The organism is Prevotella sp. oral taxon 306 str. F0472 (assembly GCF_000257925.1).
GTDB lineage: Bacteria > Bacteroidota > Bacteroidia > Bacteroidales > Bacteroidaceae > Prevotella > Prevotella vespertina.
In genome coordinates, this window is sequence record NZ_AJIN01000040.1 from 1 (window position 1) to 21,121 (window position 21,121).

Annotated in this window: 10 protein-coding genes; 8 read left to right on the top strand and 2 right to left on the bottom strand. The window is 42.7% G+C overall.

Annotated features, from left to right (window positions below; all coding sequences use genetic code 11):
• Positions 1 to 499: 499 nt before the first annotated feature.
• The gene (locus HMPREF9969_RS06135) at positions 500 to 925 is read right to left on the bottom strand and encodes a DUF6078 family protein (protein ID WP_036895278.1); all 426 of its coding nucleotides are present in this window, start codon (positions 923 to 925) and stop codon (positions 500 to 502) included.
• Between the two features lie 412 nt (positions 926 to 1,337).
• Between HMPREF9969_RS06135 and HMPREF9969_RS06140 the strand changes: the two genes are divergently transcribed.
• The 7 genes from HMPREF9969_RS06140 (at position 1,338) to HMPREF9969_RS06170 (ending at position 14,380) form a co-directional block, all read left to right on the top strand.
• Positions 1,338 to 4,652 carry a SusC/RagA family TonB-linked outer membrane protein gene (locus HMPREF9969_RS06140; protein WP_009435010.1) on the top strand — a complete coding sequence of 1,105 codons (3,315 nt, stop codon included), beginning with the start codon at positions 1,338 to 1,340 and terminating at the stop codon, positions 4,650 to 4,652.
• 11 nt (positions 4,653 to 4,663) lie between these two features.
• Complete coding sequence (locus tag HMPREF9969_RS06145) at positions 4,664 to 6,235, top strand: RagB/SusD family nutrient uptake outer membrane protein (RefSeq protein ID WP_009434982.1); 1,572 nt, start codon at positions 4,664 to 4,666, stop codon at positions 6,233 to 6,235.
• Positions 6,236 to 6,249: 14 nt separating this feature from the next.
• The gene (locus HMPREF9969_RS06150; RefSeq protein ID WP_009435043.1) at positions 6,250 to 7,137 is read left to right on the top strand and encodes a putative zinc-binding metallopeptidase; all 888 of its coding nucleotides are present in this window, start codon (positions 6,250 to 6,252) and stop codon (positions 7,135 to 7,137) included.
• Positions 7,138 to 7,514: 377 nt separating this feature from the next.
• Positions 7,515 to 8,792, top strand: a complete 1,278-nt coding sequence (locus HMPREF9969_RS06155) for a DUF4302 domain-containing protein (protein ID WP_036895281.1) — start codon at positions 7,515 to 7,517, stop codon at positions 8,790 to 8,792.
• Between the two features lie 8 nt (positions 8,793 to 8,800).
• Entirely contained in the window at positions 8,801 to 9,862 is a 1,062-nt protein-coding gene (locus tag HMPREF9969_RS06160; protein WP_009435066.1) for a BACON domain-containing protein, read from the top strand.
• A gap of 598 nt (positions 9,863 to 10,460) precedes the next feature.
• Positions 10,461 to 12,005 (top strand): sulfatase, encoded by a 1,545-nt coding sequence (locus HMPREF9969_RS06165; protein ID WP_036895284.1) that lies wholly within the window; start codon positions 10,461 to 10,463, stop codon positions 12,003 to 12,005.
• A gap of 296 nt (positions 12,006 to 12,301) precedes the next feature.
• Complete coding sequence (locus HMPREF9969_RS06170; protein WP_009435030.1) at positions 12,302 to 14,380, top strand: GDSL-type esterase/lipase family protein; 2,079 nt, start codon at positions 12,302 to 12,304, stop codon at positions 14,378 to 14,380.
• 363 nt (positions 14,381 to 14,743) lie between these two features.
• Here the strand turns inward: HMPREF9969_RS06170 and HMPREF9969_RS06175 are convergent, their stop codons facing one another.
• Positions 14,744 to 16,045 carry a M64 family metallopeptidase gene (locus HMPREF9969_RS06175; protein ID WP_009435064.1) on the bottom strand — a complete coding sequence of 434 codons (1,302 nt, stop codon included), beginning with the start codon at positions 16,043 to 16,045 and terminating at the stop codon, positions 14,744 to 14,746.
• 941 nt (positions 16,046 to 16,986) lie between these two features.
• Between HMPREF9969_RS06175 and cas9 the strand changes: the two genes are divergently transcribed.
• Positions 16,987 to 21,114, top strand: a complete 4,128-nt coding sequence (gene cas9 / locus HMPREF9969_RS06180; RefSeq protein ID WP_009434997.1) for a type II CRISPR RNA-guided endonuclease Cas9 — start codon at positions 16,987 to 16,989, stop codon at positions 21,112 to 21,114.
• Positions 21,115 to 21,121: the final 7 nt, after the last annotated feature.

Below are 21,121 nucleotides of genomic sequence, written 5' to 3' on the forward strand. Positions count from 1 at the left end.
AAGGTTCCACAGGTCGTCCACTTCGAGCAAGGCACACAGAAAAGAATGTGGAAGAATAAAGTTTATCCACAAAAGGATAGCAGGAATGGAAACAATCCACTATCTTTGCCAAGCCAGACAACAAATCGCTAATGAAGGTGTATGTCAATAAGCATAAAACTGAATGCTCCATCGAGGAGCATCCAGTTTTGCCACACAAGCCAAGCCACAAGCTCTGCGTATCCAATAAAGACCAAGTGTCTAGCTTTCCAGCATGGATTCTCAACTTGTGTCTAGCTTTCCAGTAGACTTACAAAAAGGCTGTCTACTTATTCAGCTAATATAACAAAAAAGTGTCTAGTCAAATCAGGAAAAGTCAACCATCCATTAGAATTGAAATGTTCCCAGCGGTGGTACGCCAATGTTCCAGCGGCGGAATATTCATGTTCCGGCGTTGGAACATGAAAGTTCTAGTGCGGGAACATCCGTGTTCCAGCGTGGGAACATTACACCGCAGCCCTTACTTGCGGCGTGGAGGCTTAATATAATGTTCCTCGAAAGCTATAAATTCTGGTTCTGTACCAGGGGCTACCTCTTCAAATATCTCACGTATTTGTGCCTGTTCATCAGGCGATATAACCACATCGCCACGGCGCATTCGCCCTATCTGCGTAAAGCCAAAAGTGTCCTTCAACCGCTCATGAATCTCCGCCTCAGCATTGCCTGTGAGCGTTCCGTAATGCCAACGCATACCACGAGCAAAGCGTCTCAACTTCCATTCATAATACTTCGGGCATTGCGAATAGCCGCCAGCTTGCTCAATGAGTAGAGGATTTGTCACGCTTAGAAATACGTATTCCTCGGCTATCTCCTGTTGGGCGATATGCCAAAGCGTGCAACTCTCACGCCGTGGGCACTGGGGCATATAGCAACTGTATTTATCCATTATTGTTCAAGATTTAGTTAACTGATATTTATAACACATGTATGTGCTTAATCGTTGCAAAGTTACTATTTTAAGGGAGATAACCAAAAGAAATGTGCGCCGAATATGGGTAATAGCTTACTGAAATTATTATCCCGTTTCGTGTACACTGCCCATAGCTTTTACGCTTGTAAGGAACAAATAAATGCTAAAAAAGCCTTGTATATTAGAAAATTAACCTACCTTTGTAGCATTAAATACAACATCTAAAGGTTATAGATTAGTGTTATTTGATGCCTAAAAGCCACAAAACGTCTTGTATAAGACCCTTTGTCAGAGAAGAATTAATCTACAAGGTTTTATGGAAATAGCATGGTAAACGACCTATTACCAACGTTGGAAACAATATAAGACATACATTAATTAAACACTTATGAACAAAAAGCTACTCCTGTGTATAGGCATGCTCTTCCTTTGTATCAGCATGGCTTTTTCACAAACCAAGATTACGGGTACGGTGGTGGCAGCCGATGATAACGAACCAGTTATCGGTGCAACAGTCACTGTTGTGGGGGCTAAGATGGCAACAGTCACCGATGTCGATGGTAAGTTCTCATTGACTACTGACGTTGCAAACCCACAAGTGACAGTGGCGTACATCGGTATGGTGTCGCAAACACTGAAGGCTACCACTGACATGCACGTAGTACTGAAATCGAATGCAACAACCCTCAATGAAGTTGTTGTGACTGGTCTTACTCGCACCGACCGACGCCTCTTCACGGGTGCGACAGATAAGTTGGATGCCGACAAAGCACGCCTCAATGGTGTGGCAGACATTAGTCGTTCGCTTGAGGGACAGGCAGCTGGTGTATCTGTACAGAATGTTAGCGGCACCTTTGGTACATCACCTAAGATACGCATTCGTGGCGCTACGTCCATCTATGGAAGTAGTAAACCGCTATGGGTTGTGGATGGTGTTATCATGGAAGATGCGGCTAATGTGGGTGCTGACGACCTCGCTTCTGGTAACCCCGAGACGCTTATCTCTTCGGCAATCGCTGGTTTGAATGCCGACGATATAGAGAGCTTCCAGATCTTAAAGGATGGTTCCGCTACCTCTATCTATGGTGCGCGTGCGATGGCAGGAGTCATTGTTGTGACCACAAAGAAGGGTAAGCAAGGACAATCACACATTAGTTATACGGGCGAGTTCACCTCCCGTTTGGTTCCTTCTTATAGCAACTTCGACATCTTAGACTCGAAGGAGCAGATGGGTATCTATCGTGAGTTGGCGGATAAGGGATGGCTGAATCTCTCGGAAGTGCTCAATGGTAGTGAGTATGGTGTATATGGTAAAATGTACGAACTCATTAATCATTACGATCGTACAACGGGGCAGTTTGCATTGGAGAATACGCCCGAAGCACGCAATCGTTACCTACAACGAGCAGAGTTCCGAAACACCAACTGGTTCAAAGAATTATTCTCTTCGAACATCATGCAGACCCATTCTGTGAGCTTCAGTGGCGGTACACAGCATTCAAACTACTATGCTTCGTTTAGCGCACTACTTGACCCAGGATGGTACAAGCAGAGTAGTGTGAATCGTTATACGCTCAACGTCAACCTCACGCAGCACCTTACTGATAAGCTCTCATTGAACCTTATCGGTGGAGCAGCTTATCGCAAGCAGCGTGCGCCAGGAACTCTTGGACAGGATGTAGACGTTGTGGGCGGTGAAGTGAAGCGTGACTTCGACATCAATCCATACTCTTATGCGAGCAACACATCACGTGTTTTGGATCCAAATGAGTATTACGTGGCAAACTACGCACCATTTAATATCTTCCATGAGTTGGACAATAACTACATAGACTTGCATGCGCTTGATGCGAGATTCCAGTTAGAATTGAAGTATAAACCTATCCGTGACCTTGAGTTGTCATTGTTAGGTGCATTCAAATACATGGCATCTACGCAGGAACATAACATTAAGGACGATTCCAACCAGGCACTGGCTTATCGTGCAATGGGCAATGGTATCATCCGAGATGGCAACAAGTACCTGTACAAAGACCCATCCAATCCGAATAAACTACCGCAGACAGTGTTGCCATACGGTGGTCTTTACCATAAGGGAGACAACCGAATGAGTGATTACGACTTGCGTGCTACGGCTAATTATAACCACACTTTCGCTGATAAACACATAGTGAACTTGTTCGGAGGAATGGAGATTAAGAGCATTGAAAGACAGCGTAATGCCTCTGAAGGAGTAGGTTTGCGCTACAATGCGGGTATGGTTCCTTTCTATGTCTATGACTACTTTAAGCGTGCGGTTGAGGCTGGTAACACCTATTATTCCATAGTCCCAACCAATTCACGTAGCGTTGCTTTCTATAGCAATGCCACATATAGTTATATGGGAAAATACGTCTTCAACGGAACTTTACGTTATGAAGGTTCTAACCAAATGGGACGTGATACGAAGGCAAGATGGATGCCTACATGGAACGTTTCGGGCGCTTGGAACGTGCATGAAGAGAGTTGGTTCAATAAGTTATCACCCTTGAATAAACTCACCTTGCGTGCTTCTTATAGTCTTACGGGTACTCCCCCAGATGCTTCTTACAGCAATTCAACCGCCATCATAACGGCTTCTAATCCTTTTAGACTATTCGCTGAAGACCAAGAACCACAGCTCGAAATCACCGAGTTAGCCAATGCGAACCTCACATACGAGAAGAAGAACGAGTTGAACTTGGGCTTTGATGCATCATTGTGGAATAATCGTCTGGGTATCACACTGGACTATTATACACGTAAGAACTTCGATGAGATTGGTCCAATGATTACTGCCGGACTAGGCGGACAGATAATCCGTGCTGCCAATGTAGCCTCTATGAATTCTAATGGTGTTGAGTTAAGTCTATCGTTAGTAGGCGTTAGGAACAAGTATTTCACATGGTCAACGAACTTCATCTATTCGTATGCTAAGACCAAGATTACTAAGCTCTTTAACCAAGGAAACGTAATGAGTTTAGTGAGTGGAAACGGCTTCGCTAAGCGCGGCTATCCTGCTCGTGCATTGTTCTCAATACCTTTTGTGGGCATAAGCGACGAGGGTATGCCTATGGTACGCAATGAGAAAGGAGAGGTGACAACCGATGATATCAACTTCCAAGAGCGTACCCAGACCGACTTCCTCAAGTATGAAGGACCGACAGACCCGCCTCACACGGGTTCACTTGGCAACCTCTTCACCTATAAAGGCTTCACTCTTAACGTCTTCGTTACCTATGCTTTCGGTAATGTTGTACGCCTCGATCCTAAGTTCCGTGCCCGTTATAACGACTTAGTCTCTATGACTAACGACTTCAAGAATCGCTGGATGAAACCTGGCGATGAGGCTGTTACGAATGTTCCAGGTATATTGTCAAAGAGCCAGTATATGGCAAATACGAATGTGCGCATGGGTTACAACGCTTATAATTATAGTGATGTACGCATTGCAAAGGGCGACTTTATTCGCATGAAGGAGATTTCCCTCGGTTATAACCTACCTGCACAATGGTTCAAGAATAGCGTTATTCAGAACCTTTCTCTCAAACTCCAAGCCACTAATCTCTTCTTGCTTTATGCTGACAAGAGACTCAATGGGCAGGATCCAGAGTTCTATAATGTGGGTGGTGTGGCGTCACCAATGCCAAAGCAATTCACCCTTACAGTAAAAGTTGGACTTTAAAACTTATGAAGATGAACGTCAATAAATATATAATGTGCCTGTCGCTTGCGTCCGCTGCACTTGCCTTTACATCGTGCAACGACTTCTTGGACAAGTATCCCGATAGTCGTATGGACTTGAAGACACCCTCTGAATCGAGCCAACTACTCGTCAGTGCTTATCCGCAAGGACACCCTGCTTATCTCTTGGAGATGTACTCTGACAATACAGATGAGCAGTTGCACAGCACTTGGAGTGCCTTCGATCGCTTTCAAGAGCAGGCTTATCAATGGAAAGACATTGATGAGGTAAGCAATCCCGAGACGCCCCATCAGTTGTGGGAAGCGCATTACGCCGCTATCTCAACATGCAATGAAACGCTCGATCACATTGATAAGGCGAAGGACAAAGAGGCTTATGATGCGCAGAAGGGTGAGGCTTTGTTATGTCGTGCCTTTGCTATGTTCCAGTTGTCAACAGTATTTTGTCAGGCTTATGACAAGACCACTGCACAGAACAACTTGGGCTTGCCTTATCCTAAGCAACCCGAACGTGTCGTGGGCAGACTCATGGAGCGTGGCACCTTGGCAGAGCTTTACAAGAATATAGAAAACGACTTAGTGGAAGGCATGAAACTCGTTGGAACAAAGTATGATAAGCCTAAATTCCATTTTACTAAGCAGGCTGCTTATGCTTTCGCAACCCGTTTCTATCTCTATGCACAGCAATACGACAAGGCGGTGGAGTATGCGAATAAGGTGTTAGGAGACCATCCTGAGGACATACTACGCAACTGGGCAGAGTGGAACAGACTAGGTCCTAGTGGCAACGTGCAGCCTTATGACTTCATAAAAGCTAGTAAGAATGCCAACATCATGCTGCTTCCTGCACCTTCACAGTGGGGTGTTATCAGTATTCCAATACTTGCTGGTAGCAAGTACGCACACGGAGAGTTGATTAGTAAGAACGAGACTTTGCAGGCTGCAGGACCATGGGGTAACAGCGGAACAGACCTTAACTACACCGTTACCTATAATAATGGTATATCGAAATACGCCTTGCGTAAGATTCCATACATGGCTAAGGTCATCGATACACAGGCTGAAATAGGTATTCCCTATGGTGAGTTTGCTGTCTTCGCAACCGATATCACCCTCCTTGAACGTGCTGAGGCTTATGCTCTCTTAGGGCAATATGACAAGGCAGTAGCCGATATCAATAGCGAATTGGCAGTCTTCTCAAAGCATAGAGTGAGCCTCACTCTTGACCAGATAAAGGACTTCTACAATTCGTTGGCTTACTATACTCCTTCACAGCCAACGCCTAAGAAGGAGCTACACCCATTGTTCACTATTGAGCAGACAACGCAAGAACCCCTCTTACAATGTATATTGCAACTGCGTCGATTGGTGACCATTCACGAAGGTTTCCGCCTACAAGATGTGAAGCGATATGGCATTACGATGTACAGACGTAAGGTGGATGTGCAATCGAATGTCACAGCTGTCACCGATACGATGAAGGCTGGCGACCCACGTTTAGCCATCCAGTTACCGCAAGACGTGATAACTGCTGGCATTACTCCTAACCCACGTAATAAATAAAAGGAGACTTATTTATGAAAAGAAATATTCTATTGGCTGCTATCGTAATAGCCTGCGGAACCATGGTTCTCACGGCTTGTAACGATGACAAATTGGGCGGTGATTCCATCTTTCCAACCACTGCGGTGAAACGAAACACGTTCGATCAATGGCTGTATAAGAACTATACTATGCCTTATAACATCGAGTTCCAATACCGCTTGAAGACGGAAGAAACCGATAAAGCCTACAACTTCGTACCTGCCGATTCAGCAAAGACTGCCAAGCTAGCTATCATCACTAAGTATATGTGGTTCGATGCTTACGCCGAGACAGTGGGCTTGGATTTCGTCAAAGAGAACGTTCCGCGCATTATTGTTGCAGTAGGTATTCCTGGCTACACACGCTATCGCACGGAGGTAGTAGGTAGTGCGGAAGGTGGTTACAAGGTGACATTAAGTAAGGTGAACGCCCTTACTGACGACCTATTAAAGGACTACGGCAGTATGACGGGGTTCTATTTCCACACCATGCACCACGAGTTTATGCATATTCTGAACCAAAAGAAACCTTACGACGAGTCGTTTGATGACATCTCACGTGCCGATTATGTCAGTGGTAACTGGACGTCAGTACCTGAGAAACAAGCCTACTCACAGGGTTTCGTCTCACCTTATTCAATGGAGAATCCAGCAGAGGATATTGCCGAGCTGTACTCTATCTACGTTACAAGTACACCTCAGGAATGGAATAAAATCTTGCAGATTGCAGGTCCAAAGGGTACGAGTATCATCAATAGAAAGCTGAAGATGGTGCGTGAATATATGCGTAATTCATGGGATGCAGACATTGATTTGCTCCGTAACGCTATCCTTCGTCGTGGTTCAAAGATAGCTACGCTCAACTTGGAAAGCCTGGAATAAGAGCGATAAAAGAGGAATCTTGGGAATGTAAAAAGAGTAAGAAGTAAAAGCGTAAAGCCTTAGCAATCTTGCTATTGTCTCTCACTTCCTTGACTCCCTTAACCTCTTTAATTCCAAAGAAAGCCTCCCCTCGCATGGAAGAGAGCCTCCCTTCACCTCAAGGAGACGCCCTCTTCACTTCAAGGGAACGCCCTCTTCAAATAGAGGAACGTGCTCTCTCTTATACAGAAATCCTCATCACAAAAAACAAATAATTGTGTTCTAACTCATTTCCGTTAGGCTCTTCGCCTCTTGGGCAGGCTATTGAAAGTTGAAAATAGCCATGAGCTTGTTATCAGGAAAGAGTTTAGACCGTAGAAATAAAACGAAAGAAGAAAATGAAAAAACTATGTTTTCTATTCTTAACCATCGTGTTGGGACTGTCTATGCAGTCGTGTTTACATGATGATAAGACACTCTTCGACCAGCCAGCAGCCGAGCGTATCGACAAGAGTGTATCGGATTACACCCAGCTATTGGAGTCCTCCGAAGGTGGTTGGATGTTACATTATTATGCTGGAAAGGACTATAGTTATGGTGGTTACACGCTCTTGTTGAAGTTCAAGAATGGGCATGTAACGGCTATGGGCGACGTGCAAGATCCCGAGGAACAGGCTACTTCTGGATACGAGGTAGTCAAGGATCAAGGTCCGATGTTATCCTTCAATGAGTATAATAAGGTGATTCATCCCCTTGCAGAACCATGGTTGGGCAACCCCGATGGAGTGCAAGGTGACTATGAATTTAGCATTCTTCGTGCTACAAACGATAGTATTTACTTGCGTGGAAGGAAGTGGAAAAACGAGATGGTACTCACTCGCTTGCCTAAAGACGCTAGTTGGGAAGAGATGATGATGGGCATTATCACCGTTAAAGATGGTATGAATGTCAATACCTACAACTGCTTCCTTGGCACCGACTCACTCGGTCAGTGCAACATCGATGGATCGACTCGTCGCTTTACAATGACTATAGGTGATAAGACATTGGATATGCCTTATTGCACCACACCAACAGGTATTTCGCTACGCGAACCATTGTTCTTCAATGGTAAGAAATATCAAAACTTCACATGGAACGAAGAGTCGCGTACGCTCACAGAGGGCGATTTGCGCATTGTGCAATACCTGCCGAAGAATCATAAGGACATAGACTTCTGGATTGGTACTTGGCGTCTGAAGACAAGCATAAGACGTAAGATAACACTCACACTAAGCATGGGAACGGTGGCAAACACGCTAAAAGGTAAGTTACAGATAGGTAATGTTGAATATGAGATACTCATGACTTATGACCCTGCAACTGGCAAACTCGAATTGCCTGGACAGCCTGTTACTGACCCTACATATACCTATCCCGCAGGTATCGTTCTAGTACCTGGTTCAAAGGAGGAAGGTAAACTCTTTGGTGAAGGTAAGGGTAGTTTACTCTTCACGTGGGATGAAGATATGGAGCGCGCAACGGCTGATGATAGTGGACAAATCACTGGGCATAAAGTCGACTCATTCTTTGGTGTTGCCTACGGAGAGGACTTGTCGCCTATTATGAAGCCTGATGGCAGTTACACTTATGCGTTTACTCTGCCAGGAATAGAGTACATGACGAAAATTAATTGATACTGATTATGAACAAATATATCTATATCTTCATAGCTGCCGCATCGGTCTTCTTGGGTGCAGCATGCAGTAGTGACAATGATTTACCAGTGTATGCAACGGGGCTGAAGGTGGTGAAAGCAGAGACAGACTTTGGTGTTCTCGGTGAGACACATGAGGTTGTAATGAGTAAAGAACCCGCTCGTGCCTATGCACTTGATGCTTGGCTTACAGTGACGAAAACGGCAGAGAAGCTATCACTGACAGCTCAACCGAATACGAGTGCACAATCGCGTAACACGCTATTGGTGGTTAAGAATGAGCAAGGAGACTCTATCACACTGAATATCCAACAGGAGGGTGTGACCTTCGGGTTGCCTACTGGCGAGGATATCTATGCAGGAGATGAGGCTGTTGAACGCTCTTTGATTGCCACTTCTAACGTCCCCGTTGAGTATAGTGGGACGGCTGATTGGATTAAGGTAGGCAATACGAATGGGAAAATAAACGTCAAGGTCGAAGCTAATACGACGGGGCGTCCACGTGTAGGGTGGGTTACTGCCAAGGCAATAGGGCTTGTTGACTCATTGAAAGTGGTACAGGCTTCGCTCAACGATGTGGTTGGCGATTATGTGCAAACGGCTAAAATGCGCCTTCCAAGTCGTGACTTAGCAGAGAAGACATCGTCTGTTCGCATTGAGGCAGCGGGTACGAACAAGGCAAACTTCATCGTTGACAATCAATACAAGTGGGAGGTTAGCTTCACACCAGGCAAAGGCTTTGAGATGATGAATGGTAAGATTGTTGGCAAGAAAGAAGTTGTTCCAGGCGTATATGAGTATCTTATCAGTGTAATCGTAGCTGATGACTTCAGTAAGGAGCATGAGACTGCCATCAACGGAACGAAGGAGAGCATCCTTCTCACGTTCGATAACAATGGTAATCTAGTGTTCCGTGAGGCACAGAAGTTAGCTTCCGCACAAACCTTCTCATCCTATGGTTGGAACCGATTTACCGACACGAAGCCCGTTATGGGTGCTTTCCGTGGAATCGGAGAGGTGTATGTTAATCCGAAGTTAACACGTAGATAAATGCAACTTTAAATTCTATCATGATATAGAAAAGGGTGTTTTCACCCTGACTCCGCCCTTGCATGCGAATGTAGGGGCGGAGTTTTTTTGTGTAAGAAAGAGCCTCACTTTTAATTTAAAATGCAAAGTTCACAATTCAAAATTATGATTAGTTCGGTTTGAAGTAAGGCTTTGCTGGAATGCTCGTGTCATATAGTTTCAGTGTAGCGAGGTAGTACCTCGTTAGCTGGAATAGCAGAACTAGAAACAAGGGAACGCCCTTCTCCTATCGAGAAGGGCGTTCCTTCGTATTGAAAAGAGCCTTTCTTTGCATCAAAGAAACGCCCCCTTTATTTGCAAATAGTAGTCTTCACTCCCCTCTCCATTCGGAGAGGGGGCGGGGGAGAGGCTGTAGATGGGACGAGGCAGAGGCTGTAGTTGAGTTTTGATGAGGCTCCCTTTCCTATTTAACAACAAATCTTCTCATTTCTTTGGAGGACTTCTCAAAAAGTATTACATTTGTGTTGACAAACCTAAATGGGGGTGATTACAGGAGATTAGACGCATTGATTATGATCCTAATAGCCCTCCTTTAAAACCTAAAAGTCAGTTATTACCTATGCAAACTAAAATCCTATGCTGCGTGACAGGCACCCTCGCATTGGGCGCCATCCTACCTGCTCAGGCACAGAAGAAGCCTATGAACATCGTTTATATCATGAGTGACGACCATTCCTATCAAACGATTAGTGCCTACGACAAGCGTTTCATTGATACACCAAACATCGATTGGATTGCCAATCATGGTGTGAAATTCCAAGAGAGTTTCGTTGCTAACTCCCTTAGCGGACCCTCCCGAGCATGTATGTTAACGGGTAAGCACAGTCATGCAAATGGTTTCACAGATAACACCAAGACGTTTGATGGAGGACAGCAAACCTTTCCTAAGCTCTTACAGAGTGCAGGGTATCAGACCGCAATGATCGGTAAGTGGCACCTCACATCACTGCCTACTGGCTTCAACTATTGGGACATTCTCATTGGACAAGGCGACTACTACAACCCCGACTTCTTATGTAATGGCAAGCCACTAAAGCGTCAGGGATATGTGACGAACATCATTGCTGACCTCGCAATAGACTGGATGGAGAATAAAAGAGACCCTTCCAAGCCTTTCTGCTTACTAATGCACAACAAGGCTCCTCATCGTGTTTGGAACCCTGATACATGCGACTTAGACCTCTTTAATGATGTGCAGTATCCATTGCCCGAGACGTTCTATGATAACTATGAAGGGCGTCTGGCAGCGCAGAAACAGAAGATGAGTATTATCAAAGATATGGACATTGTCTATGATAATAAGATGGCGGATCACGAGCAGGAGATACATTCAGACAAGGAGTTGGAAGCGTGGGGACGTCGTAACTATGAGCGTATGACGCCTTCTCAAAAGGCTCAATGGGATCGCCATTACGACCCCATTATACAGAAGTTTAAGGCTGATAAGCTATCGGGGAAGGCGTTAGCTGAATGGAAGTACCAGCGTTATATGCATGATTATATGCGTGTGATTCGGTCGGTAGATCGCAATGTTGGACGTGTAATTGAGTATCTCCGTGAGAAGAATCTATTAGATAATACGATGATAGTCTACACCTCCGACCAAGGCTTCTACATGGGTGAACATGGTTGGTTTGATAAGAGATTCATGTATGAAGAGTCGTTCCGTACACCACTGCTAATCTATTGTCCGGGTGGGAAACAAGGCGTTGTTGATGAGATGGTACAGAACATTGACTATGCACCAACATTCTTGGAAGCAGCTGGTGTAAAGGTTCCTTCGGATATTCAAGGGCGTTCGCTCTTACCTTTGTTACAAGGTAAGAAGCCTGCTAACTGGCGTAAATCGCTGTATTACCATTACTATGAATACCCTGCAGAGCACTCTGTCTGCCGTCATTATGGTATTCGGACGAAGCGTTACACACTGATTCATTTCTATAACGATATAGACTCTTGGGAGCTTTATGACCTCAAGAAGGACCCTTCACAACTGCATAACATCTATGGACAAAAGGGTACGGAGAAACTCACAGAACGATTGAAGAAGGAGCTAAAAGAGCTTCAAGTACAATACAATGATCCTATTAGGAACCAATACTAAGTGGCTACTTTGTACTTATCACGCATTATTAACGAATTGTGAAGACGCCTTGACTCAATAGAGTCGGGGCGTTGCTTTTGATAGAGGACTTATTTCTTTCATCCAAGATAATCATTAGTTTTATGTTGACGAAATACGAGTTAATTAGTAAGCAAAGCCTTCAATTAGGCTATATAAAGCCATTTTGCGGTGCATTCTCTTGCTAGTTAGTAAGAAAATAAGTAATTTCGCCGATGTATTTATACGATATAATAAGGTGGTGGAGATGGTGTCTCGACTGCTTAGATAAATCTATTATGAAACGACTTACTTTATTATTAATGATGTTCCTGATGGTTCTGATGGCATTTGCTGACGGACGCATCAAGGTGGCGTGTGTGGGTAATAGTGTTACATGGGGGTATGGTTTGACCAATAGGGACGCTGATTGTTACCCTGTGCAGTTGCAGAGAATGTTAGGAGATAAGTATGATGTGCGTAATTTCGGGCACTCTGGAAGTACACTTCTAAGCCATGGTCACCGTCCATATATCGACCAGAAGGAATACAAAGAAGCGTTAGCTTTCAAAGCCGATAGGGTTATTATCCATTTAGGACTCAATGACACGGACCCTCGTAATTGGCCTGAATATGCCGAAGAGTTCAATTCTAACTATATAGAACTCGTCAACTCCTTCCGCAAAGTGAACCCTAAAGCACAGATATGGGTGTGCTTGATGTCGCCAATCTTCGAACGTCACCCTCGCTTCGAGAGCGGAACTAGGGACTGGCATAGCCTCATTCAACAGCATATCAAGCAAGTGGCAACGGCTGAGAACCTCCCATTAATAGACCTCTATACGCCTCTTCACAATCGTCCAGACCTCTTTGCGGATGCGCTACACCCCAATGCTGAAGGTGCAAAGATTATCGCTGAGACTGTATATAAGGCTATGACAGGCAATTATGGAGGGTTATCTCTTGCGCCACTATATACCGATGGGATGGTAATGCAGCGTAACGAACCGATTATCTTTCGTGGTTCTGCCAATGCAAAGACGGTTGTTAAGGTAAGTTTCGATGGTCAGAATCAATCCACAACAGCTGCAGACGATGGTACATGGAGCGTTAATTTCCCTGCTCGAAAGGCTGGAGGACCTTACAAAGCAATAGTTGCAGCAGGTAAAGAGCGGCTGACGTTGAAAGATATATACGTTGGAGAGGTGTGGTTGTGTTCGGGACAATCGAATATGGAGTTGCCTATCTCCGCCGTACAAAGTGGTAAGCAAGACCTTGCGGAGGCTGGTTCACAACCCTTAATACATCTCTTTAATATGTCAACACGCTATCCTACGAATGCTGTGAGCTGGTCGGAAGCGGTATGCGACTCGGTTAATCGCCATCAACTCATGCGTGTTGGTCCATGGCGTAACTGCTCGGCTGAATCGTTATCGGGCTTCTCTGCAGTAGCATATCACTTCGCTAAGAGTTTAGCAGATAGTCTGCAAGTACCTATAGGAGTGATTTGTAATGCCGTAGGAGGCACTACCACAGAGTCATGGATAGATCGTTCGACCCTTGAAAAGGACTTTCCTGCAATCTTGCGGGACTGGTATCATGGCGATTTCGGTATGAAGTGGGCAAGAGAACGTGCTTTGCAGAATATTACCAATAGCAAGAATCCATTGCAACAGCACCCTTATGCGCCTGCTTATATGTTCGAGACAGCTATGACACCTTTGTTGGGTTATACGTTGAAAGGTATTGTGTGGTATCAAGGAGAGTCCAATGCGCATAACATCGAGCTGCATGAACGCCTCTTCCCATTGTTGGAGAAAAGTTGGCGAAACTTCTTTCAACAGAAGAAGATGCCCTTTTATTTCGTACAACTATCTAGTCTGAACCGTCGTTCCTGGCCGCGTTTCCGTGATTCACAACGGCGTATGGCGTTAGGGTTGGAGCATACTTGGATGACGGTGACAAGCGATTTGGGAGATTCACTTGATGTGCATTACACCAATAAAAAACCCGTAGGTGAACGGCTCGCCTTGCAAGTTTTGCACCATAGTTATGGACATGATATTGTGTCAGAGGGACCTGTTATAGAGCGAGTTGAATCCGTTGATGGAGGCTTATTGTTGACTTTCTCAAATACAAATGAACTTCATTTCACGGGTAACCGATTGATAGGCTTTGAGCTTGCGGGTGCCGATGGTATTTATCATGAAGCCCAAGCAACGATAGAGAATGGTTATCAGGTGCGTGTGTCGTGTGGGTCAGTAATAGCCCATCCTGTTAGTGTTCGCTATGGTTGGCAGCCGTTTACTCGTGCGAACCTTGTGAATGAAAAGGGACTACCTTGCAGTACATTTGAGACCGCAGAACATAGATTTTAGATAGAGCGGACGCTCCGTATCTATTTCCCTTGCCGAGAGGGAAGGGGAGTAGAAAGGTTCATTTCTATTTGAAGTAATTATTTAACAAGTTTTTATTAGATAATTGTTTTCAGTATAGTTAGTTGTGTTTTCTTATAGAGGAAACTATGTTTTGAATATTAAAGTATTATCCCTTGAATTAAAGGAAACGCCCTTCTCAAATAGAGAAGGGCGTTTCGTTAATAGGAAGAGAGGCTCTCTTGCCATCGAAGAGACGCCCTCGTTGATTCCAATAAAACTATCGTCTTTAGACAACAATACGTATTCCTGCCCCGTGGATGGGGCAGGATAGAATACTAAAAGACTTCAGGAAGACTTGAATCTTCACTCTCCTGTATAGAACTTAATCAGTTGAGTGATAGCCTGGGTGCATGCTGGACAGAACTCAGGATGGGCATTTGTGCGCATACGGCAGTCTGGGTAAGCGCGGTAAACACCATGTTGCGCATAGCCAGCAGGCTCGTATGCACCCACTTTCCACTTGTCCCTGCGTGCGTTCGGCTTATCTAAGTCGGTTGGTTCAGGCGTCGGTAATGGTGTCTTCTTATCGATCATTCCTTCCCACTTATTGTGGAAGTCGACCAGAGTTGTTAGGTTCGGTTCCCATGGCTCGACGTCCTTTGGATACATATTAATCTCTTCTTTGGCATAAGCATACTCATCACCAAGTCCTGCGAAAGAGTGTCCAAACTCGTGGACAACCACTGGTTTGAATTGAGGATGGTGTGCCATTGAGAGGTTGTAAGAGTTCAGAATACCGCCACCACCATATTTCTCTGTGTTTACTAGTACGATGATATGTTCGTAAGGCGTACCAGCTAGCCAGTCATGGAGGTCTTTGAGATGGAGTGTAGTGAGGTATCTGTCGCTGTAGAAAGTGTCGAAATGAGAGTGAAGAGCCGTGTTCTTCCATATACCCTTTGATGGTTCGGATGTGCCACTATCAACGGATGGAGCCTTGACAGCCACAATATTGAATCGAGAACGCAGCGATTTGAAAGGTTCGTGAGCGAAGAGAGCCTCCATCGCAATGCGACAATCCTTTATAAATGTAGGCATTTCAGCCTCAGTGTAACCCTCCGCAATATATGCAATGTGTATGCAGTGCGATGGATCAGCAGCCTGTTGCAAAGTCTCGTAAGGTGTGATATTACGCTCCCCGATGTGTCGGATGAGAATATCCTGTGGTACAACGATATGCGTCATGCGGTTAGTAACCTCGCGCCGATTGTTCCTTAGTTCGATAGTTACATCTGCTGTATCTTTGGGATAAGGTACTAGAAAGACGTTCTCAAACGATTTCTTGCTATTACCCTGTGCCTCATCATAAGTGAGCCACTCCTGGAATAGAGTCGAAAAGGAGTTTCGATAGATTACTTTCTTTGTACGATGGTCACGCACAATGACCTGTCCATTGCCTTCAACGGGCACTTCTGCTAGTCGTTCGTGCTTGCCATACCAATGTGGGATACGTGATAGTTCGTCCACAGCGATGGTCTGCTCTTTGGCATTCCCTGCGAAGATGTAATCTAAACGGAGCGTTGCATCTTCAAAGTAATGGTTGAAATCCTGCGCAACAGCACTCATGGAGAGTGCGAGGAGTAGGGTAGTAATGATTTTTCTCATAGGTCTTGAAAATTGGTTAGAACTATTATTTCTCATTCTTCAGATAGATAGAATCATTGACAAAGTAGCGTTTGCTTCTCTCAAATACGCATCTCTTATCATCTGCAAAGATATGAATAATTAATGAAATTAGCTATCAGGAAAGAGATTATTAATTCCTTATTTCTTATTCATAGCTCATTGTTAAAGCCTTTCACAGGCTCTTTGAAGGGAATGAAGTCTTATTGTTAGGTTCTTTATAAGGCGTTTTTCTCTAATTTAAAGTTCCTCATTATGATAAGTATCGAGTGTGAAGTGTTGTGTAGTTGGGGGTATTTTAGTGGTTTTTACTTACTCTTTATAGTGTCAGAAGAGTGTGATAATGTGGCTAGGACACGAGTATTTCCGAATAAGGAAAAGGTTATGAAAGTGCGAAGAGTTTAATTTTAGCGGTCATTCCCGTCATAGCTTATACGTAATATAGGTATTTGATAATAAGCAATATAGCTGAATTATTAACAGTGAAAGCAACTAAATTAAAAATTAAGTTAGGTGTTTTTATATTGATAAAAAGAATCGATAAGATGTGAGAAGGTTCATTAGTTTATGTATTCAGGTGCGTGGATCTGTGTTTAGTTATACCTCTAGAACGTAACAATCGTTTGTGTTTAACGGAAGATGAAATGATTGAATAGGGTTTGGAGGTATCACTGATTGTTCCTAATGATACATTAGGATAGTGGCTAGATGGATTATATTTAAACAATAAAAAATGCCCCGTATGGAAGGACGAGGCAACCTAATGTTCTCACAACGGAATAATCCTTATTGTGAATACTTTAAAATTAGTTCGTTACAAAGGTATGTATTAAAAAAATAATAAGCAAATTTTCTTAATGAAATTTTGACTTTGTTGTTGTTTTTTTGTACCTTTACACAAATTATCATATAATCAATTCAACATGAAGAAAATACTAGGATTAGACTTAGGAACTACAAGTATTGGTTGGGCCTTAGTGAATGAAAGTGAAAACAAAGACGAACAATCTTCTATCGTAAGACTTGGTGTGAGAGTAATCCCATTGACTGTAGATGAAAAAGGGAACTTTGAAAAGGGGAAAGCTATCACAACAAATGCTGATAGACAGCAGGTGCATGCTGCAAGAATAAACCTTCAAAGATATAAGCTACGCAGAGAGAATCTTCGTGATTGTTTACAGAAACAAGGTTGGATAGGTTCTGAACCGATGTGTGAAGATGGTAAATCTTCTACTTTTGAAACTTATAAGCTACGTGCAAAAGCAGCGGTAGAGGAAGTGTCACTGCATGAGTTTGCTCGAGTTTTATTTATGTTGAATAAGAAACGGGGCTATAAAAGTAATCGAAAAGCAAACGATAAAGAAGAAGGAAAGCTTTTTGATGGTATGACCATAGCTAAGAAACTCTATGAAGAGCATTTGACTCCTGCCGAATACTCCCTTCAGTTGCTCAATACAGGTAGGAAGTTTACGCCAGAATATTATCGTTCTGATCTTATAGAAGAGTTCGAGAAGATATGGAACGAGCAGCAGAAGTATTATCCAGAGATACTTACTGACGAGTTTAAACAGCAGTTAGAAGGTAAGGCAAAGAGCAATACAAGCAAGCTATTCCTTGGTAAATATGGTATTTACTCAGCTGATACAAAAGGTCTAGATAGGAGGCTGCAACCTTTGAAATGGAGGGTTGAAGCGATGAAGCAACAGGTTGATAAAGATGTTTTAGCCTTTGTTATCAGTGACTTGAAAGGACAGATTGCTAATACAAGTGGGCTACTTGGTGCTATTAGTGATAGAAGTAAAGAACTCTATTTCAGCAAGCAGACAATTGGTCAATACCTATGGGCTTCTCTGCAAGAAAATCCACATATCAGTATTAAGAATCAACCTTTCTATCGTCAAGATTACTTAGATGAATTTGAGAAGATTTGGGAAACGCAAGCAACTTACCATAAGGAATTGACGTCAGAACTAAAGCAAGAAATCAGAGATATTATCATCTTTTATCAACGGCCATTGAAGAGTAAGAAGAATCTCATTGCTGTTTGCGAACTTGAACAGCGTAAGGTGAAAGTGACAGTTGATGGAAAAGAAAAAGAGATAACAATAGGACCAAAGATTGCTCCCAAGTCTTCCCCTATGTTCCAAGAGTTTAGAATTTGGCAAAATCTAAATAACATTCTACTTCTAGACCATGAGACTAATAGCAAGCGTCCATTGTATGAGGAAGAGAGAAACCTTTTATATGAGGAACTAAGCGTTAAGGAGAAACTCAGTAAGACTGAGGCTCTGAAGGTATTGGGCAAGAAGAGTAAGCAATGGGATTTGAATTATAAAGAGTTAGAAGGCAATAGAACACAAGCTGTTCTCTATGATTGTTATAACCGAATTATCGTGATGTCAGGGCATGAAGAGTGTAATTTCAAAAAACTAAAAGCCTCTGATATTCGCCATTATGTTAAGATGATATTCAAGAACTTAGCCTTCAATACAGACATACTATGCTTTGATTCATCGTTGAAGGGGCATGAGTTGGAAAGACAACCAATGTGTCAGCTTTGGCATTTGTTGTATTCCTATGAAGGTGATAACTCTCGAACAGGTAATGATGCATTATTAAGAAAGTTGGAAACATCATTTGGCTTTCCAAAAGAATATGCAGCTGTGCTTGCCGATGTCATTTTTGAAGATAGCTACGGAAACCTCAGTGTGAAAGCAATGCGTAATATTTTGCCACATTTACAAGCTGGGAAAGATTATAGTCAAGCATGTGAGGAGGCTGGATATAAACATTCGCGTCGGTCGCTTACAAAGGAAGAATTAAATCAAAAGGTGTATAAAGAGAAGTTAGAACTATTGCCAAAGAATAGTTTACATAACCCTGTTGTTGAGAAGATCCTCAATCAGATGGTTAATGTCATCAATGCAGTTATTGAAGAATATGGGAAGCCCGATGAAATAAGGATAGAATTAGCTCGTGATCTGAAGATTGGAGCTGCAGAGCGAGAGAATATGACACGAAGTATTAATCAAGGTAATGCAGAGAATAAACGTATTCGTGAAATACTAGAGAAGGAATTTGCACTTTCGTATCTCAGTAGGAATGACATCATAAAATATAAGTTATATGAAGAACTTAAATCGAATGGCTTTAAGACTTTATACTCTGACACGTATATTTCAAAAGATAAACTCTTCTCAAAAGATTTTGATATTGAGCATATTATTCCGAAAGCTCGTTTGTTTGATGATTCACTTTCAAATAAGACAATCGAAGCACGTGATGTAAATATAGCTAAAAGTAATAAGACGGCCTTTGATTTTATACTTGAAAGGTATGGAGAACAAGGTGTTAAGACTTATAAGACGAAACTTCTTCGCCTTCTAGAAGATGGGGCTATTAGTAATAAGAAGTATAATAATTTGCTGAAAACGGAAGCAGATATACCTTCTGGTTTTATTGATCGTGACCTCCGGAATACTCAATATATTGCAAAAAAAGCGTATGAAATATTAAGCGAGTTGGTTAAGATTGTTACTCCAACAACGGGATCAGTGACCAATCGATTGCGCGAAGATTGGCAGTTGGTGGATGTTATGAAAGAACTTAACTTTGAGAAGTATCAGAAGTTAGGTTTAGCTGATGTGATAGAAGACAGAGATGGTCGGAAAGTTAAGCGTATAAAAGACTGGACGAAACGCAATGATCATCGCCATCATGCGATGGATGCATTGACAATAGCTTTTACGAAGCCATCTTATATTCAGTATTTGAACAACCTCAATGCACGCAGTGATAAGAGTAGCAGTATTTATGGTATAGAGGTAAAGGAACTGCATCGTGAAGAAGGTAAGTTTCGCTTTAATGCTCCTTTGCCTATCAATGAATTCCGTGCAGAAGCTAAAAGGCATCTAAAATCGGTCTTGGTATCTATTAAGGCGAAGAAAAAAGTGATGACACAGAACGTCAATAAAATTAAGACAAAGCATGGAATCATAAAAAAGGTACAGCTTACGCCACGTGGAGAATTACATAACGCTACATACTATGGGACAAAGAAACGTCCATTAGTAAGGATGGTGAAAGTTGGAGCAGCATTAGACGAAGCTACAATAAAAAGGGTATGCAGCCCCGCTATTCGTGCAGCATTACTGAAACGTCTGAATGCTTATAATGGTGATGCTAAAGAAGCTTTTACAGGGAGAAATTCAATAGATAAAAATCCGATTTACCTAGATATTGAGCAGACGAAGTTAGTTCCGGTCTTGGTTAAAACAATAGAGTGGGGAATGTATCATCCTATTCGTAAACGGATTACACCTGACCTTAAAATCGACAAAGTGATCGATAAAGGTATAAGGGAAAAACTGAAAGCTCGGTTGGCAGAGTTTAATGGAGATGCCCAAAAAGCTTTCAGCAACTTGGATGAGAATCCTATTTATATGGATGAAGCAAAACGAATAACTTTGAAACGAGTTAGTATTGAGGGAGTCTTAAGTGCTATTCCGTTACATACATTAAAGGATAAGGCTGGTAAGCCAGTTATTGGAAGTGATGGGAAACCAGTATTCGGTGATTATGTTCAAACAAGTAATAACCATCATATTGCCTTTTATATAGATGACAAAGGTAATTTGCAAGATAATCCAGTATCATTCTTTGAAGCTGCCGAACGTAAATCACAAGGAGTTCCTGTTATCGATAGGAGGTATAATTGCGATAAAGGATGGCACTTTGTATTTACAATGAAGCAAAATGAATACTTTGTCTTCCCAAATGAAGCTACAGGTTTTATTCCTTCTGAAGTAGATTTATTGGATGAAGCTAATTATTGTATTATCAGCCCGAATCTATATAGAGTTCAGAAGTTATCGAAGGCTTCAGGTAGAGATTATTGGTTTAGGCATCACTTAGAGACTATGTTGAATGATGATTTAAGGTTGAAGAACTCTACGTTCAAGCGAATACAGTCTTTAAAAGGTTTAGAAGATATTGTCAAAGTACGTATCAATTCTATTGGTAAGATAGTCGCAGTAGGTAAATACGATTAATTAGATG

Bases quoted from the DNA above. Each gene is read 5' to 3' on its own strand.
- cas9 (WP_009434997.1), top strand. From the start codon at position 16,987: ATGAAGAAAATACTAGGATTAGACTTAGGAACTACAAGTATTGGTTGG.
- HMPREF9969_RS06155 (WP_036895281.1), top strand. From the start codon at position 7,515: ATGAAAAAACTATGTTTTCTATTCTTAACCATCGTGTTGGGACTGTCT.
- HMPREF9969_RS06175 (WP_009435064.1), bottom strand. From the start codon at position 16,045: ATGAGAAAAATCATTACTACCCTACTCCTCGCACTCTCCATGAGTGCT.
- HMPREF9969_RS06135 (WP_036895278.1), bottom strand. From the start codon at position 925: ATGGATAAATACAGTTGCTATATGCCCCAGTGCCCACGGCGTGAGAGT.
- HMPREF9969_RS06150 (WP_009435043.1), top strand. From the start codon at position 6,250: ATGAAAAGAAATATTCTATTGGCTGCTATCGTAATAGCCTGCGGAACC.
- HMPREF9969_RS06140 (WP_009435010.1), top strand. From the start codon at position 1,338: ATGAACAAAAAGCTACTCCTGTGTATAGGCATGCTCTTCCTTTGTATC.
- HMPREF9969_RS06160 (WP_009435066.1), top strand. From the start codon at position 8,801: ATGAACAAATATATCTATATCTTCATAGCTGCCGCATCGGTCTTCTTG.
- HMPREF9969_RS06165 (WP_036895284.1), top strand. From the start codon at position 10,461: ATGCAAACTAAAATCCTATGCTGCGTGACAGGCACCCTCGCATTGGGC.
- HMPREF9969_RS06170 (WP_009435030.1), top strand. From the start codon at position 12,302: ATGAAACGACTTACTTTATTATTAATGATGTTCCTGATGGTTCTGATG.
- HMPREF9969_RS06145 (WP_009434982.1), top strand. From the start codon at position 4,664: ATGAACGTCAATAAATATATAATGTGCCTGTCGCTTGCGTCCGCTGCA.